A 20,695-nucleotide genomic window follows, 5' to 3' on the forward strand; every position below is an offset into this window, starting at 1 on the left:
TATGCAACTGAAAGGTTTGGTCTCTGTTTTTGCGATTGCATTGATTGCTATATCCCTTTACCAACTGCATTTTACATGGGTGGTGCATAACCACGAGGGGAAGATGGAAAAACAAGCCCTTAACTGGGTAAATTCTCATTACAGCGGGGCTTCACAGGAAGCCAAAGATTCTGCTTACGAGCGCAGGTTAACCCGCTTATTAGACAGCACTAAAGGGAAAATTATTACTTATGGCATTAATGGAGCTACCAGTTACCAGAAAGCCAAAGAACAGGAATTAAGCCTGGGATTGGATTTACAGGGTGGTATGAGCGTAACGCTGGAGGTTGAACTGGAAAATTTGCTGCGGTCTATTTCCAACAGTCCCAAAGATCCCGGGCTGAACAAGGCGTTAGACCTGGCAAGTGAGCGCAAGGGAACTACGGATGCCGATTATATTGGCCTGTTTGCAGAGGCATATAAAGAGGTGAATCCTTCCGGGAAATTATCCGGCCTGTTTGCTAACGCGGGTCAGCGCAACATTAAGCTGGAAGACTCCGACGGGCAGGTGATTGCTAAACTGAGAACAATGGCAGGCGAGGCTTTTCAAAATACTTTCAGGGTATTAAGCAAGCGTATTGACCAGTTTGGGGTGGCCCAGCCCAATATTAATCCTGATCCGCGTAAGGGCACTATAAGTGTAGAGCTGGCAGGCGTAAAAGACGATCCGGAAAGAGTACGTAAAATATTACAGGCTACTGCCAACATGCAGTTCTGGGAAGTATACAGAGGTGATGAGCTATCGCAGTCGTTTACCCAGGCCGAAGACATGCTGAAAAAGATTGGTCAAAGCCAAACGGCAACTTCCGATACGGTAAAAAAACAGCCGGATACAGGAAGTGCTGCCGCTCCGGTTGATACTACCAAAACGCTGTCTCTGTCTGATCTTTCCACAGATACCAACCAGCAGGCAAATGAAATCAGTACGGTACCCGCCGCTACTACGCATACTATACTGGGCTTGCTGATGCAGGCTTCTCAGGGCGAGGCCGCCATAGCATACGTGCAGATAAAAGACACTGCTTTATTAAATGAGAACCTGAGGATCACACAGGACATCTTCCCCGCCAATGCCCGTTTCTTATACGGCATAGCGCCCCGGGGAGCGGCAACAACCGCAACAGTGCTTCCCCTGTATGTTATTAAGACACGCGATGGCGATAAAGCGCCGTTAGAAGGTGATGACGTGGAAGAATCCACTATTTCTTATGACGAACGCGGCCGACCGGCAGTTTCACTCCGGATGACCAAGCAGGGCACCAAGAAATGGGCGGATCTTACTACGGAAAATGTAAACAAACCTGTAGCTATCGCATTAGATAATATTATATACTCTGCACCCAATGTTATCAATCCCATATTAGATGGTAACTCCCAAATTTCAGGCAGTTTTACGGTAGAGGAAGCTTCCGACCTGGCAAATATCCTCCAGTCGGGTCAATTAGCTGCCCCTGCAAGAATTGTGCAGGAACAAATGGTAGGCCCCACGCTCGGTAAGGAAGCCGTTAGGGGAGGAGCTATGTCATTTATTATTTCTTTTGTAGTGATATTCGCCCTGATGTTATTGTATTTTAATACCAGCGGCTGGATCGCTAACATCACATTGATCCTGAACCTGTTCTTTACCATTGGTGTTTTAAGCGGGTTGGGCGCCACACTAACCTCCGCAAGTATTGCGGCATTAGTACTGGCTATTGGTATGGCGGTAGATACCAACGTAATTATATTTGAACGTATCAAGGAAGAAATAACATGGGGGCGAAGTTATGCCATGGCTGTAGATCATGGATATAACCGTTCGCTGCCTCCCGTTTTAGATGCGCATGTTACCACATTACTAACGGCTATCATCCTCTATATTTTTGGTACCGGTCCTATTAAAGGGTTTGCCACTACACAAATTATTGCCGTGGTGTTAAACCTGTTCTGTGGTATCCTTATTGCACGGCTGGTTTCCGAATGGTGGACCAACAAAAAAGGCCGTCACTTTGAGTACTTTACCAAGTTATCCCGTGTTATATTTAAAAAGGCGCATTTCAAATTTGTGGAAGCGCGTAAGTACGCTTATGCCATTTCCGTGGTGGTATTTATATTTGGAATAGGCTCTTTCTTTTATGGTTTTGATGAAGGGGTAGAATACAAGGGCGGAAGAAGCTATACCATCCACTTTGATCATGCCCAGGATAACGACGATGTAAAAAATGCTTTGCAAAAAGTATTTGGCGAGTACCCCGTAATTAAAACGGTAGGTGATGCGCGCACATTGAATATCACCACTTCTTTCCAGAAAGAAAATCCTTCACGTACCACAGATTCTTTAGTGGAAGCTACTTTGTTCGGAGGGCTTCAACCCTTCCTGGCAGAAGGCACTACCGCCGCGGATTTCAAAAAAGTATACCTTCAAAGCTCACAAAGCGTTCAGCCTTCCATTTCGGAAGACCTGAAGCGGGGCGCGGTAACCGCTACCGTAGTATCTATTATTCTTATTTTCTTTTATATTTTCCTCCGCTTCCGCGACTGGAGGTTTTCACTTGGTACCATCTTTTCGCTGGTGCATGATGTGTTGGTTACACTGGCGGTATTTTCTTTCTTCAGGCATATCATGCCCTTTCCGCTGGAAATTGACCAGCATTTTATTGCGGCAATATTAACAGTGGTAGGGTTTTCCATGAATGATACCGTGGTGGTATTTGACCGTATACGCGAATACAGCAGAACAATGAAAGGAGAAAGCAAAACCCGTATCATTGACGCTGCCATTAACGATACCCTGAGCCGTACCGTTATGACATCCGTAACTGTGTTTATTGTATTGCTGGTGTTGTTTATCTTTGGCGGCGAAGTAACAAGAGGATTTTCTTTTGCTATGCTGATCGGTGTAATAACAGGTATCTATTCTTCGATATTTGTTGCCGCACCTATACTGGTTGACTTTGCAAAAGATAAACCTTTGGGTAAGCTAACGCCTGAGGAAACAAAACAACGGGCTAAAGCAAAGCAGGCCGCTGCTGCCGCCGCCCATTAATATAAAATCATTGCTATACGCCAACCCCGGGTAACGTCCGGGGTTTTTTATTAGCGTAACTTAGTTTTGAATAATGTTATTGTGCACACATTGACTATAGAAGAACGATATATGCACCGTTGCCTGCAACTGGCCAGGGCCGGCGCAGGGTATGTTGCGCCCAACCCGATGGTGGGCGCTGTGCTGGTACATCATAACCGGATCATAGGAGAGGGCTATCACCGGGAGTATGGAATGCCACACGCTGAAGTGAATTGTATAGCATCGGTAAAAAACGCAGACAGGCATCTGATCAGTGAAAGCGTGCTGTATGTATCGCTGGAACCTTGCGCGCATTATGGCAAAACGCCGCCCTGCGCCGAACTGATCATACAGCACCGTATACCCAAAGTAGTAGTGGGCTGCAGGGACCCCTTTCCCGAAGTAAATGGTAAAGGCATTGAAAAGCTGCTGGCAGCAGGTATAACGGTAATAACAGGCGTGCTTGAAAAAGAATGCCGGGAGCTGAATAAACGCTTTTTTACTTTTCATACGCAGCACCGGCCGTTTATAGTGCTTAAATGGGCACAAAGCCGCAATGGAGCCATAGCTGCGCGGGATGGTTCGGCTGTGCAAATCAGCAACGCGTATACCAACAGGCTGGTACATCGCTGGCGCAGTGAGGAGCCGGCTATTTTGGTGGGAACCCGTACCGCAATGCTCGATAACCCGTCCTTAACTACGCGCTTATGGCCGGGAGAGCACCCGGTAAGGCTGGTGATTGACCGCACATTGAAACTGCCCGGCACCTTACAGTTGTATGATGCAAAGGCGCCCACTGTTATTTTTAATGAACACCGGCATACGGTACCGGACAGCGATCGTATGTTAAGAGGTGGAAACTGGTTTTACCAGGTTAGCGGGGAGGTAAGTATAGTGCAGCAGGTTATAAGCGCTTTATACCATTTGCGTATACAGAGTGTGCTTGTAGAAGGCGGAGCGCAAATATTGCAGTTGTTCATCAACGAAAACAGCTGGGATGAGGCCCGGATTATTACAAATGAATCATTAGTGATACCCGGAGGCATAAAAGCGCCAAAGCTCATCAATGAAATGCAAACAGGAGAGGAGCATTTTTTTTCTGACAGTATAACATACTATATTCATTCCGCATCAAAGCAATGAATAACAACGTAGGGGTGCAATTATTTCACCGGAATTCCGGGAAGGAAGAACAGGTTTATGGATTATTATTATACAGTAGAGCAACGGGGAACGGCAGAGTTTAAAGACAGGGGAAGCCGGTTCATTGCCTGTTTGATCCCGCTTGCTTCGGCAGATGATTTTAAAAAGGAAATGGAACTGGTAAAAAAGGCATTTCCCAAAGCCACGCATTATTGTTTTGCCTACCGCATAGGGCTCGATGGTAACCATTATCGCGTTAGCGATGCCGGCGAGCCTTCGGGTACGGCGGGCAAGCCCATATTCGGACTTATAGAAAGCAGACAACTCACCAATATACTGATTGTGGTGGTAAGGTATTTCGGAGGCACTTTGCTGGGCGTTCCCGGCTTAATTAATGCCTACCGTTCGGCTGCCGCACTTGTGCTGCAAACTGTTCCGGTTATACAAAAACCTGTTGAGCGCCAATACCGGCTGCAATTCGACTATACGATTATGAATACGATAATGACCATTATAAAACAGTATAACTGCAGCGTAGCGGAGCAGCAGCTACAACTATTTTGTACCATGACGATCGGTATACCCCAGAACCGGTTAGAAGAGGTGTTGTTTAAATTAAAAGAAATAAGGGGGCTGGAGATAGGTGCGGAGCAGGGGTAAAGAGGTTTCAGGTCTCAGCTATCAGCCGTCAGCTATGAGGTGAGTAGCTACCTTCCACCTTCCACCTTATACCTTATACCTTACACCCCACACCTACCTCTCCTCCGTAAGCTGCTTCCAGATAACATCGTATACATCGGTTGCAACCAGTTCTTTTTTCTCCATCGGTTGATCAGTGATCAGCACGGGATGAAAAGACTGATCTGTAAGCACACTGCCATGCGATCCTTTAACCAAAGTAGCATCTAGGGGGATAACATCCATCACATACCGGAATCCGGCTTTTTTACGCAACAGCTTATATCCTGCCCGGGCTTTGGATGTCATAAATAATTCCACGGGATCGTAGCCCGGTTTTTTATGTATGTCTACCACTCTTGCATAATCGGGCGCCACAGCATCATCAAGCCAGAAATAATAAGTGAACCAACTTTTGTCATCCGCTACCAGCACGATATCGCCCGCCCTTTCATGATCTGTATGATAGGCTTTTTGCGCTTCGCGATCCAACACCAGCGCCACTCCCGGCAAACCTGATACCATCTTTTTTACCTGTTCAGTTACCAACGGATCGTTAATATAAATATGCGCTACCTGATGATCGGCTACGGCAAAGGCCTTAGAAGCGCCGGCATCTAACAGCTCCAGTCCACGCTCCACTCTTATGCCCAGCAATCCCTTTTCACGCAGTACCCGGTTAATATGAATGGGATGATTGACCGGTGTTATGCCATATTCGGATAATAAAATAATATTCGCGTTTTTAGCCGTATAATATTCTACTAATTGTTCAACCACCTTATCTGTTTCATTTAAATGCGTGCTTATTTTAGAAAAATCAGGTCCATATTTTTGTAAGCAATAATCTAAATGCGGCAGGTAAACGAGCGTAAGGGTAGGATCGTATTTCTTATCCGTAAAAATGGTGGCATCGGCAATCCATTGCGTAGATTTAATATTAGCGCCGGGTCCCCAGAAACTGAACAGGGGAAACTGGCCCAGCTCTTTTTGCAGCTCATCTCTCAGTGTTGCGGGATGCGAATAACAATCCGGCATTTTCCTTCCGTCTGCCAAATAATTAGGGCGCGGCGTTACTGCATAATCCGCGCCGGAATACATATTATACCACCAGAACATTTTAGATGTGGTAAACGACGGATCAATTTGTTTTGCCCTTTCCCATATCTTTTCTGCCTGTACTAATTTGTTAGACTGCTTCCAGAATTTTATTTCACAATCCGTACGGTCGTACCAGCCATTGCCCACAATGCCATGTTCAACTGGCCACCTGCCCGTGATATAAGTAGATTGTACCGCTGTAGTTACTGCCGGCAGCATGGGCGCAATAGTTCGCAACTGCCGGCTGCCCGTATATTTTTTTAAGAATGGTGTGTGCACACCTATCAGGTTAGCCGATAATCCAACAATATCTATTACAATGGTTTTATGCATGATGAAAGAGGTTTCTGGTATGAGGTATCAGGTGTAAGCTATGGGCTATCAGCAGTGAGCTATCAGTTAAATACTACTAATGATGGGCCTGGTATTTCCTCTCTCACACTTCACCACGATAAACGTGAAACGACAAATCATTCACCACTCACCTCTCACGTTTCTCTTCTCGCCCCGATAAACGATAGACGTGAAACGACAAACCATCCACTATTCACTTCTCACCATTCACTATTCCCCCCAGCAATCCCTTCACCCATTGTACTTCCCTTATAATGGATTCGGTAAGCGGAAGTTTCTGTTCTTCGGGCAATACCTCCCAGGTATAGGTTTCTATTTCAAGATGTGAAGTAAAAGGTTGCTGACGATGAACAGACAGCACTTTTTCGATATCCTGTCTGGTAGACTGCAACAATCCATATCCTTCCACAAAAAGCGGCACATGAAAATGCGCACGCCATTCGGTTACGGAAGCATTATTGGCATCCTGCAACGCATCGGGCATGTCGGCATATCTTTTTAACTGCCCGTTTTGCTGCAAGGCTACTACCTGGTGCAGGTAAACAGGCTCATTAAAGCGTGCAAAAGCATCTACTACCCGGCTCCTTTCTTCCCTGTTAGCAGGCATTGCCGCTTTCAGCGCGGCACTGATCTGTATTTTCCCGGTTTTAATTCCAAGTTCCTCTAATTGCCCGATCATAGCGGCATGGTCTTCATAGCAAATAGCAAAATGGCATACATCATAGCAAAGCTGAATATGCTGTTTGATATGAAGCGCGGCGGCATCGTCATCGCATCCAAAAAGGTTTGCTATATAAGGTATCCCAATTGGCAGCAGGTATTGTGTATACCAGTTTGTAAATTCTTTCCCTTCTCCCAATAGTCCATCCGGTTCGGGTTCAATGTCAATATGTATTAATTTTCCGGTAGCTTGTTTTATCTGAATTAACTGGTCAACTACCTGCAGCAGATGCATGGTAGATTTTTCAAAAATACCGGGCAACTGTTCATTGGTATGCCAAAACCTGTAGGTTAAAGGAGAAGTGGAAATTCCACCGTCCATACCATCGGGTAACAGCACCGCTAATATCCGGGCCAGCCTGATCGTATATACCTCCCGCTCCGGAGTGGTCCAGTCAGGCGCATGCACTTTGTCTTTTACAACCGCCCGGTGGAAGCCCCCGTAAGGAAAGCCGTTCATGGTAAATACATAGCAGTTATTATCGCGCAGCCACTGCCGGAATATTTCTAAGTTCTTTTCTTTTATCAGTTCAATGCTTGCTTTGTTCGACAGGCGAAGCCCTATGCCGAAAGCCTTACCGGGCGATACCTGCTTTTTAACAGCAGGAATATGTTCCTGTAATTGCTTAAAATGATCTTCCCAGCTTTCGCCGGCATGTATATTACTGCAATAGGTAAGATATCCGTTTTGTGTTCGCATACTTATTTTTTTAACATGCTTTCAGCCATTGGCTGGCTTCCTGCAACAGCGCAGTATCCAGTTCATGTACCTCAACTCCCCTACCAATGGATTCGAGCAACATGATCGTTAATTGTCCGCCCAAATGTTCCCTGAATTCCTGCAACCCTTTTAATACCGGGCTTTCTTCATTTTGTATATCCATCAGGGGGTGAGTAACCGAAAAACCAAGCGCTTTTAATACCGCAACAATGGTTTTGGCATCTGCTTCTTCCAGCCTGCCCAACAAAAAAGAATAGGCGCTGTCGAGCGCAATGCCCATTGCCACTGCTTCGCCATGACGAATGGTAAAACCGGAAAGCTGTTCTACCTTATGGGCACTCCAGTGCCCGAAATCCAGCGGACGTGAAGAACCCATTTCAAAAGGATCGCCGCCTGCTATATGCTGCAGGTGCAATGCGGCACATCTTTTAACGAGGTACTGCATGGCTTCCATATTTCGCCCTGCCAAAAGCACGGCATTTGCTTTTAACCATTCAAAGAAGGCCTGGTCTTTAATGAGCGATACTTTCACGGCCTCCGACATCCCTGAACGCCACTCTTCGTTACTTAATGTGGTTAGAAAAAAATAATCGTTGAAAACAGCAACCGGGGGAACAAAGGTTCCCAGGAAATTTTTCTTTCCCTGGAAGTTGATACCGTTTTTTACGCCCACACCCGAATCGTTTTGTGAAAGCACGGTAGTGGGTACCCGGATATGCCTGATGCCCCGGTGCGACACGGCTGCCGCATAACCTGCCAGGTCGAGCACCGCACCGCCGCCAATGGCTACAAGATAGGAATGCCTGTCTATGCCATGCCTGTCCACTGCCCGTATTATTTCATAAAACGCCGCTTCGGTATTTTTTACCTGTTCCCCACCCGGAATAACCATAATGTTTTCTACCAGTGTATAACCGGGTATATGCGCAAAATAGGCTTTGATTTGTTCCTGCAGGCTGGGGTGATGCGCTACAACGCCGGCGTCAATCACAAACAATATTTTCTTCGGGATACCCGTTACCGTTTCCGTTAAAAAATCGCGGAAAAGAGCATTATCTGGTGAAAATAAATGATTAGTAAAAAAAACCCTGTACGCAAATCGTACGCTGAATGTTTGCTCTATGTAATCCATCTCAATGTTTGCTAAAATAGTACGGAAACAGGATATCAGGCCATTTCAAAGGGGTAAAAATACGTTATTAACAAATCATTGCCATCAGGTAACGGCAAATAGTTTCGCCAGCAACAGTGAAACCGGCAAAAGTAATAAGATCACCAGCGCAAAATAAATCATGCCAAACGCGGCAGCCCACGCGGCATTCATTACAATTAACGCAATTACACCCGCCTTTACGGCTTTACCCATTAACGCACCGGCAGGATTGCGGATCGCTCTTTGTAAAGGAGGAAAGATCATAGCGCTGAATAATACAACAAAAGCCATAGCATGCCATATATAATTATTGACAAAGCCGATGGTTAAAATACCGGCGATAACAACGGCGTACAGTAGTACAGCGCCATACAGCGTATTTTTTTTTCCGCCATGCACTTCTCCCCTGCTGATCATGGTAATGGCGGCTATATATATTACCGGCACGATGGCTATATAACCATACTGTGGTAAAACTGCCGGAAACATGCTTATCCCTAATAATAAATTCAGCCCGCGGCAAAAGCCCATGTTGAGCGGTCCCAGGAAGCTGTTATGCTTCATCCATTTGTCGTATACCACTGCACAAACAGCAATGGCTATAGCTATAAGCGCTGAGGAAGAAAACAAGCCGGTTGTATGTACGGCAGCCGCGGCGGCAATGCCCCCCAACAGCAACACAGTACCCCATAAAGCAGCGGCATTTTTTGAAATCAATCCGGTGGGAATGGGACGTTCCGGACGTTCCGCTTTATCTAATTCCGCATCAAACACATCATTTAAAACCACACCGCCGCCATACAATCCTATAGTGGATATGATCAGTAAAGCAATAGATTGCCAGGGATACGAAATGACATTATCACCCGCATAAGCTGCAATAGCGATGCCTGCAAGTATATCTGAAACTGCAGTAACGATATTTGCCGGCCGCATCAAACGTAAAAGCCCGATCAGCTTATCCATAAGGTTTGTACTATCGTATAATGATGGAATTTTTATCGGCGCGGGGTTGCTGTCCTCCCCTAAGGATGGTATTTCCGCTAAACTTCAGGCTTTGATCAATATTTTTTACACTGGTAAAATCCGCTTCATCAATTTGCCCGCTTTGCGCAAAAGCGGTGAGTGCGTTCCGATAGGTAACCATGTGTATGTCTTCATCACTGATCCCCATATTTTTCATAAGCGCAGCGGTTTTAGGCACTGCCAGCGGATCGCTGATGCCCCAGTCGGCTGCGGAATTGATCATGATGCGCGCTGTGCCATATTGTTTTACAATATCCACCATCCGTTCATTGCCCATTTTAGTAAACGGGTAAATGGTGAAGGCCGCCCAGAAGCCCCTGTCTAACACTTCTTTCATGGTTTCTTCATTGTTATGGTCTACTATAACCATGGCCGGATCAAGCCCGTGTTCCAGGGCAATATCCATACTGCGTGAAGTGCCTCTTTTTTTATCGCGGTGCGGTGTGTGTATCTGCACCGGAAGCCCGGCTTCTTTTGCCAGGTCAAGTTGCAGGCGGTAATACTTTTCTTCTGCAGGTGTTTGATCGTCAAAGCCAATTTCTCCCACACCCACTACGCCTTCCTTATAAATAAACAAGGGCAATATGTCCATCACCTGTTCAGCCAGTGCCTCATTATTGGCTTCGCGTGAATTTAAACCGATGGTACAATAGTGTTTAATGCCAAACTGTGAAGAACGGAAGCGCTCCCAGCCAATAAGGCTGCTGTAATAATCACGAAACGTATCTATGCCTGTACGGGGCTGCCCCAGCCAGAAGGCGGGCTCAATAATAGCCGTGATGCCTGCATCCGCCATTGCTTCATAATCATCCGTTGTACGGGAGGTCATATGAATATGGGGGTCAAAAAATTGCATTCCTTTTATATGTTCAAGGTAAGATTTGTCCTGCGCTCCCGGCTCAAGGTCTTTCTCTGTAATGTTATGACTGCAACACATAATTTTTCATTTTTTCTGCCAGCGCATTCCAGCTCAGTTGCCCGGATATAATGGCAGATTTAATATTCTGGTTTTTATTTAATAATTGCTGTGCGGGGGGATATTGACTATCACTGCAGGCCAGGGCAGCAGCTTCCCTGTCGAAATCGTGCTCCGAGGCAAACAGCCGTTCCATATCCTGTAAAATATCGGCGTTGATGAATTTACCGGTGCAGCGCCATATCTGCGGATTTACCGGGCGGTGGGCGGCCCATCTTTCATGCGCGTAATCGGATAACGTTTTAGCCAGATCAGCATTGGCACGCGCATCTATTCCAATGATCTGCTCTACCGGCTTTTCGGTAAAAAACGCTTTTAATATCAATTGATTCCATGCCGGTTCATTTAAGTATACAGCCGGGTAAGGATTGTTGCACATAATAGCTTCCAGCGCAGCGCCAATATTGCTGCGAATACCTTCGGCACAGCGTTTAACCCACCGTTCGGGATATGCCAGAACGGGCAACGCCGAATAGAGGGCAACCAACTCATTTACCTCGGCCGTTAAAAATAAATTTTCAACTGTTTGAACATATTTCTCTTCATCTGCATGATCCGCGTTTGCCAGCAGCCATACCCTGCACAAACGATCAATAGTCCATCCGCCAATGGTTAAGCCGGCGCCTGCTTCACGAATGTCCGCAGCCTGCTCATCTGTTAGCGGAATAGCCGCCTTACCCGTTTTGCGGGGAACCGAAACAAAAGCGATATTAAATGACTGGCTGTTATGTGCGGGCGCAACCTTTTCATTGAGCCAGTTCCAAACCCCGGGCGCTACATTTTGTCTTACTACTGCCGAAAACAATGTGTTTAAAACTTCAGCCTGATACTTCAACATAGTATACGCTTTAACCTGTTGCTTGCTATTCATTAATTTGTAAAGCTAAGTAAGTATTAATAAACTTAAATTGCATGTAAATTTACAAATAAGATACTTTACACCCTATTCAGCTTCTGTTATGCTTTTATCTGTATTAAATATCATTTTTTTTATTGCATTCGTATGGTTTGCCTGGGTAAATATGAACGACAAAGATGCATGGCTTTGGATTAGTATTTATATGATTGCGGCCGTTTTGTGCGGTTTGGCAGCTTTTAAATATTATTACCCGCTTATTTATATACCGGTTATGAGCTTTTATTTGCTGTACGCCATTATCCTTTTTTTCGTGAAGGATGGCGTATTAGACTGGATAACCAAATATAAGGCGCAGCATATAGCCGCCACCATGCAGGCCACCAAACCCTATATTGAAAAAACAAGAGAATTTTTTGGATTACTTATTATTACCGGCGCATTGCTGATTAATTTATGGATGAGCTACCAGGCACATTAAAGTTTAATTAATATTTTTCAATAAGAAATTATATATAAAGCACATGATCCGGCATACTGTAGCATTTACATTGAAGTACCCAAAAGATTCCCCGGAGGAAAAAGCATTTTTAGATGCCACTTTAACACTAAAAAATATACCCGGCGTACAACATTTTGAACGGCTGCTGCAAACCAGCAAAAAGAACAGGTTTGCTTTCGGCTTATCTATGGAATTTTCAGATCAAAAAGCCTATGAAGCGTATAATAATCACCCTGTACATACCGGATTTATTCAACAGTACTGGGTACCTGGCGTGGAAGATTTTTTAGAAACAGACTACGAGTTGTATGCTTAGCGTGCATATAATGTTAGAACAGGAGCTTTGTGCACGCGCTTTAAACCCATCTTCTCACTTTCTGCTTATACTGCAGGTATTCGTTACCGAAAGCGCTGCGCAGGTAACGCTCTTCTTTCCTGATCACATATAGCTGAATGGTCATTATGAGCAGGGGTATAACCATGAAGGTCCACCAGTTGCCCTTAAAAACGCCTGTACCGCAGTACAGCAGCAACAAACCCAGGTACATTGGGTTACGGGTAAAACGATAAATACCGGTAGTTTGCAGGGAACGGGCAGGCTTTACGGTTATTACCGTATTCTTCGACACAAAAAACTTCCATACCGCGGGCAATACCAGCAAAACCCCAGCAGCGATCAGTATCCAGCCTGCGGTTTTTGCTGCACGCCTATACAAAAATTCGCTGTTAAGCGGCAACCATTTTTGCAATACAACAGACAAAAAGAAAAATGCTACATAAATCAACGGCGGGGGTATATATACCCCGGGATGGTCTTTCCGTTTCATACATGTGTATTTATACGTAAATTTAATTATAATAAAGTATAACATTTCATACGCATATTGCGGGAAGATCATTACCCGTATTCAATCCTACAACCATTGCCTGACCGGCTTCCTGAATAATTTGTCGCATGCCACCCCTTAAATTGCCGTAAACATACCTGCCACAGGTCAGCTAATGATTTTAGATTTGTACAAGCTTCAGGCACAGGAGATGCCGCGAAAAGGCAAGTCCGGAATAAAAAAAATCCGAACTATTTAAAAATAAATAAAAAGCGAAATGGAAACAAAAACAGTTAGCAGCCGGATGTTTTCTATTGTTGTGTTGTATGATATGCAAACAACTTTTTTTGAGAATGCTACAGAAGGTATTGCCGATGAAGACAGGCATAAGCGGCTGAACACAAAAGCCAATCATATAGCATGGCTTACCGGGAGCCTGGTTGAACAGCGTTATGAAATAGCGAACCTGTTTGGCGCCGGTCTTGAACAATCGGCGCATGAGCTTTTTAAAGACAATAAGGGCATACAGGATGATATTACTTACCCATCGCTCGCCGTATTTAAAAAAGACTGGGAAAACATTACGCCTGTTTTAAGGGATATATTGATGAAAGTGGATGATGAAAAACTGGACACATTATTTGAGATGATGCCGGGTATGAAAATGACGCACTATGATCTCATTGCCTTCTGCACCTATCGCGAAGCCAATTGTATAGGGCAGATTGCGCTGTGGCGGAGACTTTTGGGTTACCCGGCAATGAAGTATAATTAAGTATGGAATATATGATTTACCGTATAGATAACCAAAGCAAACCCCTATGTCAACCAAAATATTCGTGAATTTACCTGTTAAAGACCTCAACCGGTCTAAACGCTTTTTTACGCAACTGGGGTTCAGCTTTAATACGCATTTTACCAACGACCGGGGGGCATGCATGATCGTGAGTGAGGACATATTTGTAATGTTGCTGGCAGAGAAATTCTTTAAAACATTTACCAAAAAACAGGTTGCCGATGCCACCAAAAGCACAGAAACCATCCTGGCATTATCGGCCAACAGCAGGGAAGAAGTAGATGAACTGGTGAGCAGGGCGCTGAAAGCAGGTGCAACCATACCCAACGAAAAGCAGGACCAGGGATGGATGTACGGGCACGGCTTCCAGGATTTAGACGGGCACCTCTGGGAAACCATTTATATGGATCCTAATGCTATAGGGCACGGCTAACATTTAATTTTATCGGAGCAATAATGTTAGGGGCTTTTACAGGTAACCCAATGGGGAAATCCCTGTTCCTATCATCGCTATCGCCACTATGTTGATCTCCTGTTTTTTTCCGGAAGAAAATGGAAGGGCTAAATACCGGTCAGCATGTTAAAGTACCGGGCTGATCATAATAAACAATCAATGTGTTGATGAGCCTATGCCGTTAATATCTCTTTACTGTATTTATTTTTATATTCAACAGGCGATAGGCCGGTAACCTTCCGGAATGTAGTTCTGAATGCTTTCACATCGTTGTACCCCACTTCGTACATCACTTCATTAATATTCTTACGCCCGGTTTCCAGGTCTTTTTTAGCCGCTTCTATCTTTACTCTTTGTATATACTCCGTAACCGTATTGCTGGTGGCTTTTTTAAACCTGCGCTCCAGGCTTCTGCGGCCAAGGGCGAACATGGAGGCTAACTGGTCTACGGTTATTTTTTCTTCAAAATTTTGTTCAATAAATTCCTGCGCTTTCCTTACCGGTTCATCCTGGTGTGCTTTTTGTCCCTGAAAAATGATAAAAGGCGACTGGCTGTAACGATCTATATCAATCATAAATGCTTTGGCAACGAGTATGGCCACATCGCGCCCTGCATATCTTTCTATGAGATATACCAGCAGGTTTAAAAAAGAATAAGCGCCGCCACTGGTATAAATGCCATCGGCTACCGTCATAATTTTATCATCTACCAGGTGCACATCGGGAAACATGTTCCGGAACTGATTGGCCAATTGCCAGTGCGTGGCGCATTGTTTGCCGTTTAACAAACCGGTAGCTGCAAGGAAAAATGCGCCTATACAAAAGCTGGCAAGCTCAGCGCCCTGCCTGTGCTGCTGTATGATCCAGGGAATAAAGGCTTTATTGAGCTCCATCGCTTTTTCCAGGTCGCCATGCATAGCCGGAATAATAATGAGGTCTGTTTGGGTTACATCTCCAATCAAACAATCCGGACATATGGTGTATAAGCCGTTACGCTGAACTGTTTCCTTAGAAAGACCTACCAGCCTGATGGTAAACAGGGGGTCCCGGCCCATAGCAGTAAGAAAGCCGTTCGCTTCGGAAAGTACCTGGTGCGTGCCATCAATATTAGGCAGGCTGCTGTGGCCTAACGGAACCAGTATGGATATATGTTTCATACCCTAAAAATAAAACATTCTTTTGTCGTAATCAACCCTTCAAATTGCCGTATTTACCCCCGCATTTGTTTCCCCGGGGAGAGTAGGTTTGTAGTGTTCATCTTTTAAGAAATAATTTTATAAGATAAATGATAGAAGTGTTTAAAACCAATGTTCACAACCGGCGCGATGCCCATATGCTGATTGAACAGATAGAACGGTCTTTTTCCAATTACCAGGCTAATTTCGACCTGCAGGATTGCGATCGTATCCTTCGGGTAAAATGCACCTCAGGTACCATACAAGCTGCATTGATCATTGATCTTTTAAAGGCTGCCGGCTTTGATGCCGGGGTGCTGCCCGATCATATCCCCGTTACCGGTCAGCATCCTGTACCCTCCCTTCATGCAGGTAGTTATTAAGCAGGTTTGTTATGGATCCGATTTAATATCAATACGCCCGAAACAATCATCGGAAGGCACGTCCTCAAAATGATATGTTGTTTCACCGTCTTTACCGGTGCTTTGGGAATGACGTTTCCAGGTTTCTCCTTTTTTACACAAGAGGTAGTTTGCCCTTAGTTGCCCGGGATGCAGGATTTCATCATCCGTGTTATAGCGCATGGCGCAATCAATAACACCCAGGTAAACCCCCACCGCATCGTCGCTGGCATGATGCCGGATACCGATAGCATGACCTACTTCATGTATTACAGTTGAAGTGATCACTTTTGTAAAAACCTGTTGCAGCAAGTCCTGGCTTTTGTTTCCCGCAATGCTACGCACAATCCGGTCTATTTCGGCAGTTGCTATTTTAACGATGTAAATATGCTTTAAGGGCTGCTCCAATGAGTTGTAATAATCATAGCCCGCCAATTCATCGCTCCGCTTCACGAATCTTGCTACCTGTCCCTCTTTGCTTTCACCGTCCGGTACGGCATATCCGTCGTTGGCAACCCCAAGGGTTCCGTCTCCGCCCGAGGTCCACTTTCTTACGTTCAGCGCATATTGCCTTGCATACCGGTGTGCTTCACTATTGAAGTTCACCCACCGGTTGTCAGCATTTTTTGCCTCTCCCGTATACTTCATCATGGATGGATCAATATAATGCAGTTCCAGCCGGGCGGGGTTATAAGGTGCATAATAGGTTTTTACCAGCCCGTCGGGGTCATAAACAAACAGGTCTTTTTTTACAGGAGACGTACGTATATGATTACCGGCAAGCGTTCTGAACCCCCTGTATTCTTCATACAACGTGTATCCGTCGCCGTTACGTCGCTGATTAGCCGGCTGGCTATCCTCATCCCATAACGGGCCTAAGTTCTTCTCAAAAATTCCCGTTTCCTTCTCCCAGGCGTCTGCCACCAGGTTGCCGTTTCCGTCCATTGGAATGCTAAGATATTGTATGCTTTCATCGCCTTCCGGGTAAGCAACCACCTGCTGGCCGTTGCTGAGTTTGGCGGTAATTTTAAGTTTTCCGTAGGCGCCCCAGTCGTGCGCGCTTATATGCACCATGCTTTCCTCCAGCCCCTCTTTGCTTTCGGCCGACTGTCCATCGGCAGACACAGTGAGCAAGGGGTTCATTTCGGGGTTGATCTTCAGGTCGAAGTCTGCTGTTCCGTTGAGCGGGTAATTGGTGCATATCCCTTTTTCTTTAGACACATCCAGCAATTCGAATCTGAAAGTGGCTGTGTGGGCAGCTTTTTCATCTGGATTGTCTTTTTTTCGGATCCTCACAGGCACGAGCAATCCGTTACCCGGCGTCTTTTCATCGGTTCCGGCTTCAGGCAACCAGGTATTGAACGATTCCGGCAAAGCCATTACCGCCTCCGTTAACGACCTTTTCCCCTGGAGCCTGATGGAAATTTTAGTAGTGGCAGACTCTTCCGTATAGCCCCTGCTGTCATCATCAACACTGCTGTCGTATATCCTGGAATAACGGATTGCCGTGCTGGTAAAGGTCTGTGGCGTTGAGGGATCCTTAATGAGGGCTTCCATGCCGGCCTTGGACGTATGGGGGTTTTGGTAGCGAAAGACATTCCTGCCATCCACTTCGGTCTTCTTATATTTCAACTCCTGCGGAATGTTGCTCGACTGCCAGGGAAGGCTGATGTGAGGAGGATCCTGCTCATCGGTCCATTGCTCAAACGAACACTCGTAATTGCTGGTTTTACCGGATATATTATTCTTATGGGTGAAGCCGCCGCCCTTGAAATTGATATGGCTGAACGTATAAAGGTATAGCCCTCCTCCTGCAGCCGGCGTATCATTGAGAAAAGCCTCCTCGTTGTCTGCCTTCCGCCAGCCGGTGTTGGCAGCAATTCGCGCGGCATTTTCCGCTGCGATCTCCGCGGGGGTACGTGGAAGAGACAACACGATATAGGCAGAAACATCAAAATTGGTCAGGTTTCCTTTGGCGCCCGATTTTCTGGTCAGGATCAGTTCGTTGTTGCAAACCCTCCATGTTTGAGAGGATATGCTGGCCCGAACCGGCGGGGGCGGCAGTTGGCCGCCGTTGGCATCATGGCGGAACTCCCGGACAAGTATAGTATTTTTATGCCATTCCGTAGCCTGCGCCAGTTTGGCGGGGTCTTTGGACAAATGATGGTAGTTAGCAGACAGTAGCCGGTGCAGGGTTGATGTTGAATACGTTATCTGGTCTTCGTGCCTTTCAACCACATCCCCCTGGTCATCTACCCGTACCGACCTGGATGTTACCTCAACAGTTATTTCTCCTTCTACTATTTCCCCGCGGTTGTCTAACATCCCGGGCGATACCTGTGCGAAAGCTACCTTTCCTGCCAGTGTAAAAAAGAGCAGTAACATAAAACAGAAAGCTGCCGCCTTTTTCCCTGCAGGCTTACCGGGTATTCTGTTGAAAAGCCTGATAAATGAAGTCATCATTGCTTCACAAATTCTACGCGACGGTTTTTGCCCTTGTTCTCGGCAGAACTGTTGTCAACTATGGGTTTGGACGGGCCATAACCTTTGGTGCTTAACCGGCCGGCATCTATGCCCATGCCAACCATTTGCTTTTTTACGGCGTCTGCGCGTTCCTGTGAGAGCACATTGTTCCGTTCCGCTGTTCCATCGCTGTCGGTATGACCGCCTATTTCAAATTTGAGACCGGCATTTTCTTTCATCATTTTCACAAATTCGTTGATAGTACCCATGGATTCGGGTTTCAGGATTGCTTTACTCACATCAAACCGGATACCGTAAGCGATGAATTTACCTTCCGTCATCACTTTATTGTAGGAATCGGCGCCACCTGCCGCCAAACGGAAATTTTTAAACAAAACCTGGTTTTCACCATTGTTAACCTCAATCTCCACCATATTGACACTGCCCGGACGCACCTGGTTGATTACGGCAAGCCGGTGCTGGTCTATATACAGCTTACCAATGTTTTTATTGAAATAAATGGCAATATGCCGCCAGTTGTTCTGATCAGGATTAACGGCTGTTGATGGGAAAGGCCCGTGATGAGTTCCCGCCGCAGAGCCGCTTTCCTTATACGCTTCAAAACCGTAATTAGGATTTTCTCCCGAAATAGCTTCCAGTCTGATAAAGACCGGAGCCGTGGCATCCCCACTGCCGGCCCTTTCGCTTGCGCGGAAATAGATCCGGATCTCCGACACATCTGTACTGGTGCCTATGCCACCGTTCGACAGCACATCAAATTCTAAGGTAAACTGTTCGGGCAGGTAGGCATCTTCTTTCATATAGGGCATCATATACGGCGTAGCCCCGGCTGGAGCTACCAATACTTTTTCGCCTTTATAGGTTTGTATTTCCGCATTACCGGAGTTGAGCAGCATACGTCCGGGTATTTCTGAGTCGGTTTCGCCTGCCATATCGTAAAAATAAATGAGCTTGTCGCCCGGCACAAAATCGTAGTTGGAGTATGATGTTAAAGATCCTGTATCGGATTTTGTATGTACAGCAACAGCCGCGTTCGCTCGATCGTTTTCGTTGCCGGCGCCCGATTTCTTTTTATCATTCTTTTCGTCTTTTTCCCTGCTCTTCACAGCTTCCGCAGTGTCATCCATTGTCTTTTCTGTAGCTTCGGCAGTCTTGTCCAGTACTTTATTTTCTGCGGTTTCTGCTGCTTTTTTTTTGATTTTATTCAAAAGCTGCGCTTCGGCATCCTGGCTGATGAACAGCACAAAAGTAATTAAGGATAGTAAGCAGGAATGTTTTTTCATTGTATTTCACGGGGTTTATGATGTATTTCATTACATAGTTCCCCGCCAAGATAAACAGGAATAAACTCCTTTGATTGGAAAAAAGTCTCAATTTTATATTTCGCCGGCAGGCTTTCCCGAAAACATTTTCACAATGTTCAGGTTGCGGTTAAAAAAGTAGCCCGGGGTTTCGCCAACGATGGCTTTGAAGTCATTTATAAAATGAGATTGGTCAAAATAGTTGCCGTCAAAAATCAATTCCTGATAGTCCATGGCATTTTCGTCCCTTATTTTCGTCCACAGGTAATTCAACCGCACTACGCGGGCCAGTGTTTTGGGGCTTACTCCTGTACGTTTTATGAATTTTCGTAGTAAAGTGCTTTTGCTCGCAAAACATTCCTGCATAATTTCTTTCAGGGGATGCGTAATGCTCTTTTCAAGTATCTTCCCGTAAAGCATATCTACAGCATCGGGGCAATAAGGCGTTTGTTGCACTGAATTTATAAACCCGGAAAAGTAAGCGATTCGCTCATTCGTGGTATTGAGATGTGCCATTGCTTTCCAAACCGGGAAAAAGATATGTTGGGGGAGATTGATGCTTCGTTTTGGAACAGGCGACATATCCAATTCAAATAACCGTGAGAAAACAGTCGCTTTGCAGGTTATCGCCAATGTGTCCATATTGCCCCCGAATTGCAACATGATAGCCCTGGGAATAATAGGTGCTACAAAAAAAGGCTCTAATTGCAAGGAAGCTTCTCCGGAAATAAAAGGACAGTCTTTAAAATGAAAAATTATGGAAATATCAGCACGGGGAATGAATTTATCTGCCAGAGACGAGCCGCTAAACCGGTATGCTTCAAATTGCCGGACAAGCCATTCATTGTTTTTATCACTATCAAAAAGTTCAATATCCAACATACAGTATAACTTTCACGGGGTATTAGGGAATAGAATCATTAATACTTATGATCACCATGC

At 45.5% G+C, this 20,695-nt stretch carries 19 protein-coding genes; 8 read left to right on the forward strand and 11 right to left on the reverse strand.

The features are described 5' to 3' along the window. The 3 genes from secDF to PLE34_RS17365 all read left to right on the forward strand — a co-directional run. Positions 1-3,064: protein translocase subunit SecDF (gene secDF / locus PLE34_RS17355; RefSeq protein WP_324559022.1), on the forward strand; the 3,064-nt coding region annotated here is incomplete at its 5' end. Positions 3,065-3,145: 81 nt separating this feature from the next. Next, a complete protein-coding gene (gene ribD, locus PLE34_RS17360) occupies positions 3,146-4,228 on the forward strand; it encodes a bifunctional diaminohydroxyphosphoribosylaminopyrimidine deaminase/5-amino-6-(5-phosphoribosylamino)uracil reductase RibD (RefSeq protein ID WP_324559024.1) in 1,083 nt (360 codons plus the stop codon). Between the two features lie 57 nt (positions 4,229-4,285). Beyond that, positions 4,286-4,888: an IMPACT family protein gene (locus tag PLE34_RS17365; protein ID WP_324559026.1), complete on the forward strand. Its 603-nt coding sequence runs from the start codon at positions 4,286-4,288 to the stop codon at positions 4,886-4,888. Between the two features lie 93 nt (positions 4,889-4,981). Here the strand turns inward: PLE34_RS17365 and PLE34_RS17370 are convergent, their stop codons facing one another. From PLE34_RS17370 to PLE34_RS17395, 6 genes are all read right to left on the reverse strand, one after another. Beyond that, positions 4,982-6,340, reverse strand: coding sequence for an alkaline phosphatase family protein (locus PLE34_RS17370; protein ID WP_324559028.1), 1,359 nt, complete (start codon positions 6,338-6,340; stop codon positions 4,982-4,984). Positions 6,341-6,554: 214 nt separating this feature from the next. After that, complete coding sequence (eboE, locus tag PLE34_RS17375) at positions 6,555-7,781, reverse strand: metabolite traffic protein EboE (protein ID WP_324559030.1); 1,227 nt, start codon at positions 7,779-7,781, stop codon at positions 6,555-6,557. A gap of 10 nt (positions 7,782-7,791) precedes the next feature. Further along, positions 7,792-8,934, reverse strand: a complete 1,143-nt coding sequence (locus PLE34_RS17380) for a 3-dehydroquinate synthase (protein WP_324559031.1) — start codon at positions 8,932-8,934, stop codon at positions 7,792-7,794. 84 nt (positions 8,935-9,018) lie between these two features. Continuing rightward, positions 9,019-9,921 (reverse strand): UbiA-like protein EboC, encoded by a 903-nt coding sequence (gene eboC / locus PLE34_RS17385; RefSeq protein WP_324559033.1) that lies wholly within the window; start codon positions 9,919-9,921, stop codon positions 9,019-9,021. Between the two features lie 10 nt (positions 9,922-9,931). Next, positions 9,932-10,918 (reverse strand): TatD family hydrolase, encoded by a 987-nt coding sequence (locus PLE34_RS17390; RefSeq protein WP_324559035.1) that lies wholly within the window; start codon positions 10,916-10,918, stop codon positions 9,932-9,934. Beyond that, entirely contained in the window at positions 10,902-11,795 is an 894-nt protein-coding gene (locus tag PLE34_RS17395) for an EboA domain-containing protein (protein ID WP_324559036.1), read from the reverse strand. The genes PLE34_RS17390 and PLE34_RS17395 overlap by 17 nt, the downstream gene beginning before the upstream one ends. A 121-nt stretch (positions 11,796-11,916) precedes the next feature. On the opposite strand from PLE34_RS17395, the gene PLE34_RS17400 reads away from it, so the two are divergent. Both PLE34_RS17400 and PLE34_RS17405 read left to right on the forward strand, forming a co-directional pair. Next, complete coding sequence (locus PLE34_RS17400) at positions 11,917-12,294, forward strand: transmembrane 220 family protein (RefSeq protein WP_324559038.1); 378 nt, start codon at positions 11,917-11,919, stop codon at positions 12,292-12,294. 43 nt (positions 12,295-12,337) lie between these two features. Further along, entirely contained in the window at positions 12,338-12,631 is a 294-nt protein-coding gene (locus tag PLE34_RS17405; protein ID WP_324559039.1) for a Dabb family protein, read from the forward strand. A gap of 40 nt (positions 12,632-12,671) precedes the next feature. Here PLE34_RS17405 and PLE34_RS17410 read toward each other — a convergent pair whose 3' ends face one another. Next, positions 12,672-13,142 carry a methyltransferase family protein gene (locus PLE34_RS17410; protein ID WP_324559041.1) on the reverse strand — a complete coding sequence of 157 codons (471 nt, stop codon included), beginning with the start codon at positions 13,140-13,142 and terminating at the stop codon, positions 12,672-12,674. A gap of 277 nt (positions 13,143-13,419) precedes the next feature. Between PLE34_RS17410 and PLE34_RS17415 the strand changes: the two genes are divergently transcribed. Both PLE34_RS17415 and PLE34_RS17420 read left to right on the forward strand, forming a co-directional pair. After that, complete coding sequence (locus tag PLE34_RS17415; RefSeq protein WP_324559042.1) at positions 13,420-13,917, forward strand: DinB family protein; 498 nt, start codon at positions 13,420-13,422, stop codon at positions 13,915-13,917. 46 nt (positions 13,918-13,963) lie between these two features. Continuing rightward, on the forward strand, positions 13,964-14,371 hold the full coding sequence (locus PLE34_RS17420; protein ID WP_324559044.1) for a VOC family protein: 408 nt from the start codon (positions 13,964-13,966) through the stop codon (positions 14,369-14,371). Positions 14,372-14,565: 194 nt separating this feature from the next. On the opposite strand, the gene PLE34_RS17425 is transcribed toward PLE34_RS17420, so the two are convergent. After that, the gene (locus PLE34_RS17425) at positions 14,566-15,549 is read right to left on the reverse strand and encodes a GlxA family transcriptional regulator (RefSeq protein WP_324559045.1); all 984 of its coding nucleotides are present in this window, start codon (positions 15,547-15,549) and stop codon (positions 14,566-14,568) included. A 128-nt stretch (positions 15,550-15,677) separates the two neighbouring features. Here PLE34_RS17425 and PLE34_RS17430 point away from each other — a divergent pair, with 128 nt between their 5' ends. Further along, positions 15,678-15,950: a hypothetical protein gene (locus PLE34_RS17430; protein WP_324559047.1), complete on the forward strand. Its 273-nt coding sequence runs from the start codon at positions 15,678-15,680 to the stop codon at positions 15,948-15,950. A 9-nt stretch (positions 15,951-15,959) separates the two neighbouring features. Here the strand turns inward: PLE34_RS17430 and PLE34_RS17435 are convergent, their stop codons facing one another. The 3 genes from PLE34_RS17435 to PLE34_RS17445 all read right to left on the reverse strand — a co-directional run bounded on the left by PLE34_RS17435 (position 15,960) and on the right by PLE34_RS17445 (position 20,635). Next, complete coding sequence (locus PLE34_RS17435) at positions 15,960-18,431, reverse strand: hypothetical protein (RefSeq protein WP_324559049.1); 2,472 nt, start codon at positions 18,429-18,431, stop codon at positions 15,960-15,962. Beyond that, the gene (locus PLE34_RS17440; RefSeq protein ID WP_324559051.1) at positions 18,428-19,735 is read right to left on the reverse strand and encodes an OmpA family protein; all 1,308 of its coding nucleotides are present in this window, start codon (positions 19,733-19,735) and stop codon (positions 18,428-18,430) included. The genes PLE34_RS17435 and PLE34_RS17440 overlap by 4 nt, the downstream gene beginning before the upstream one ends. Before the next feature lie 93 nt (positions 19,736-19,828). Next, a complete protein-coding gene (locus PLE34_RS17445; protein WP_324559052.1) occupies positions 19,829-20,635 on the reverse strand; it encodes a helix-turn-helix domain-containing protein in 807 nt (268 codons plus the stop codon). Between the last annotated feature and the right edge of the window lie 60 nt (positions 20,636-20,695).

Source organism: Agriterribacter sp., assembly GCF_035445465.1.
GTDB lineage: Bacteria > Bacteroidota > Bacteroidia > Chitinophagales > Chitinophagaceae > Agriterribacter.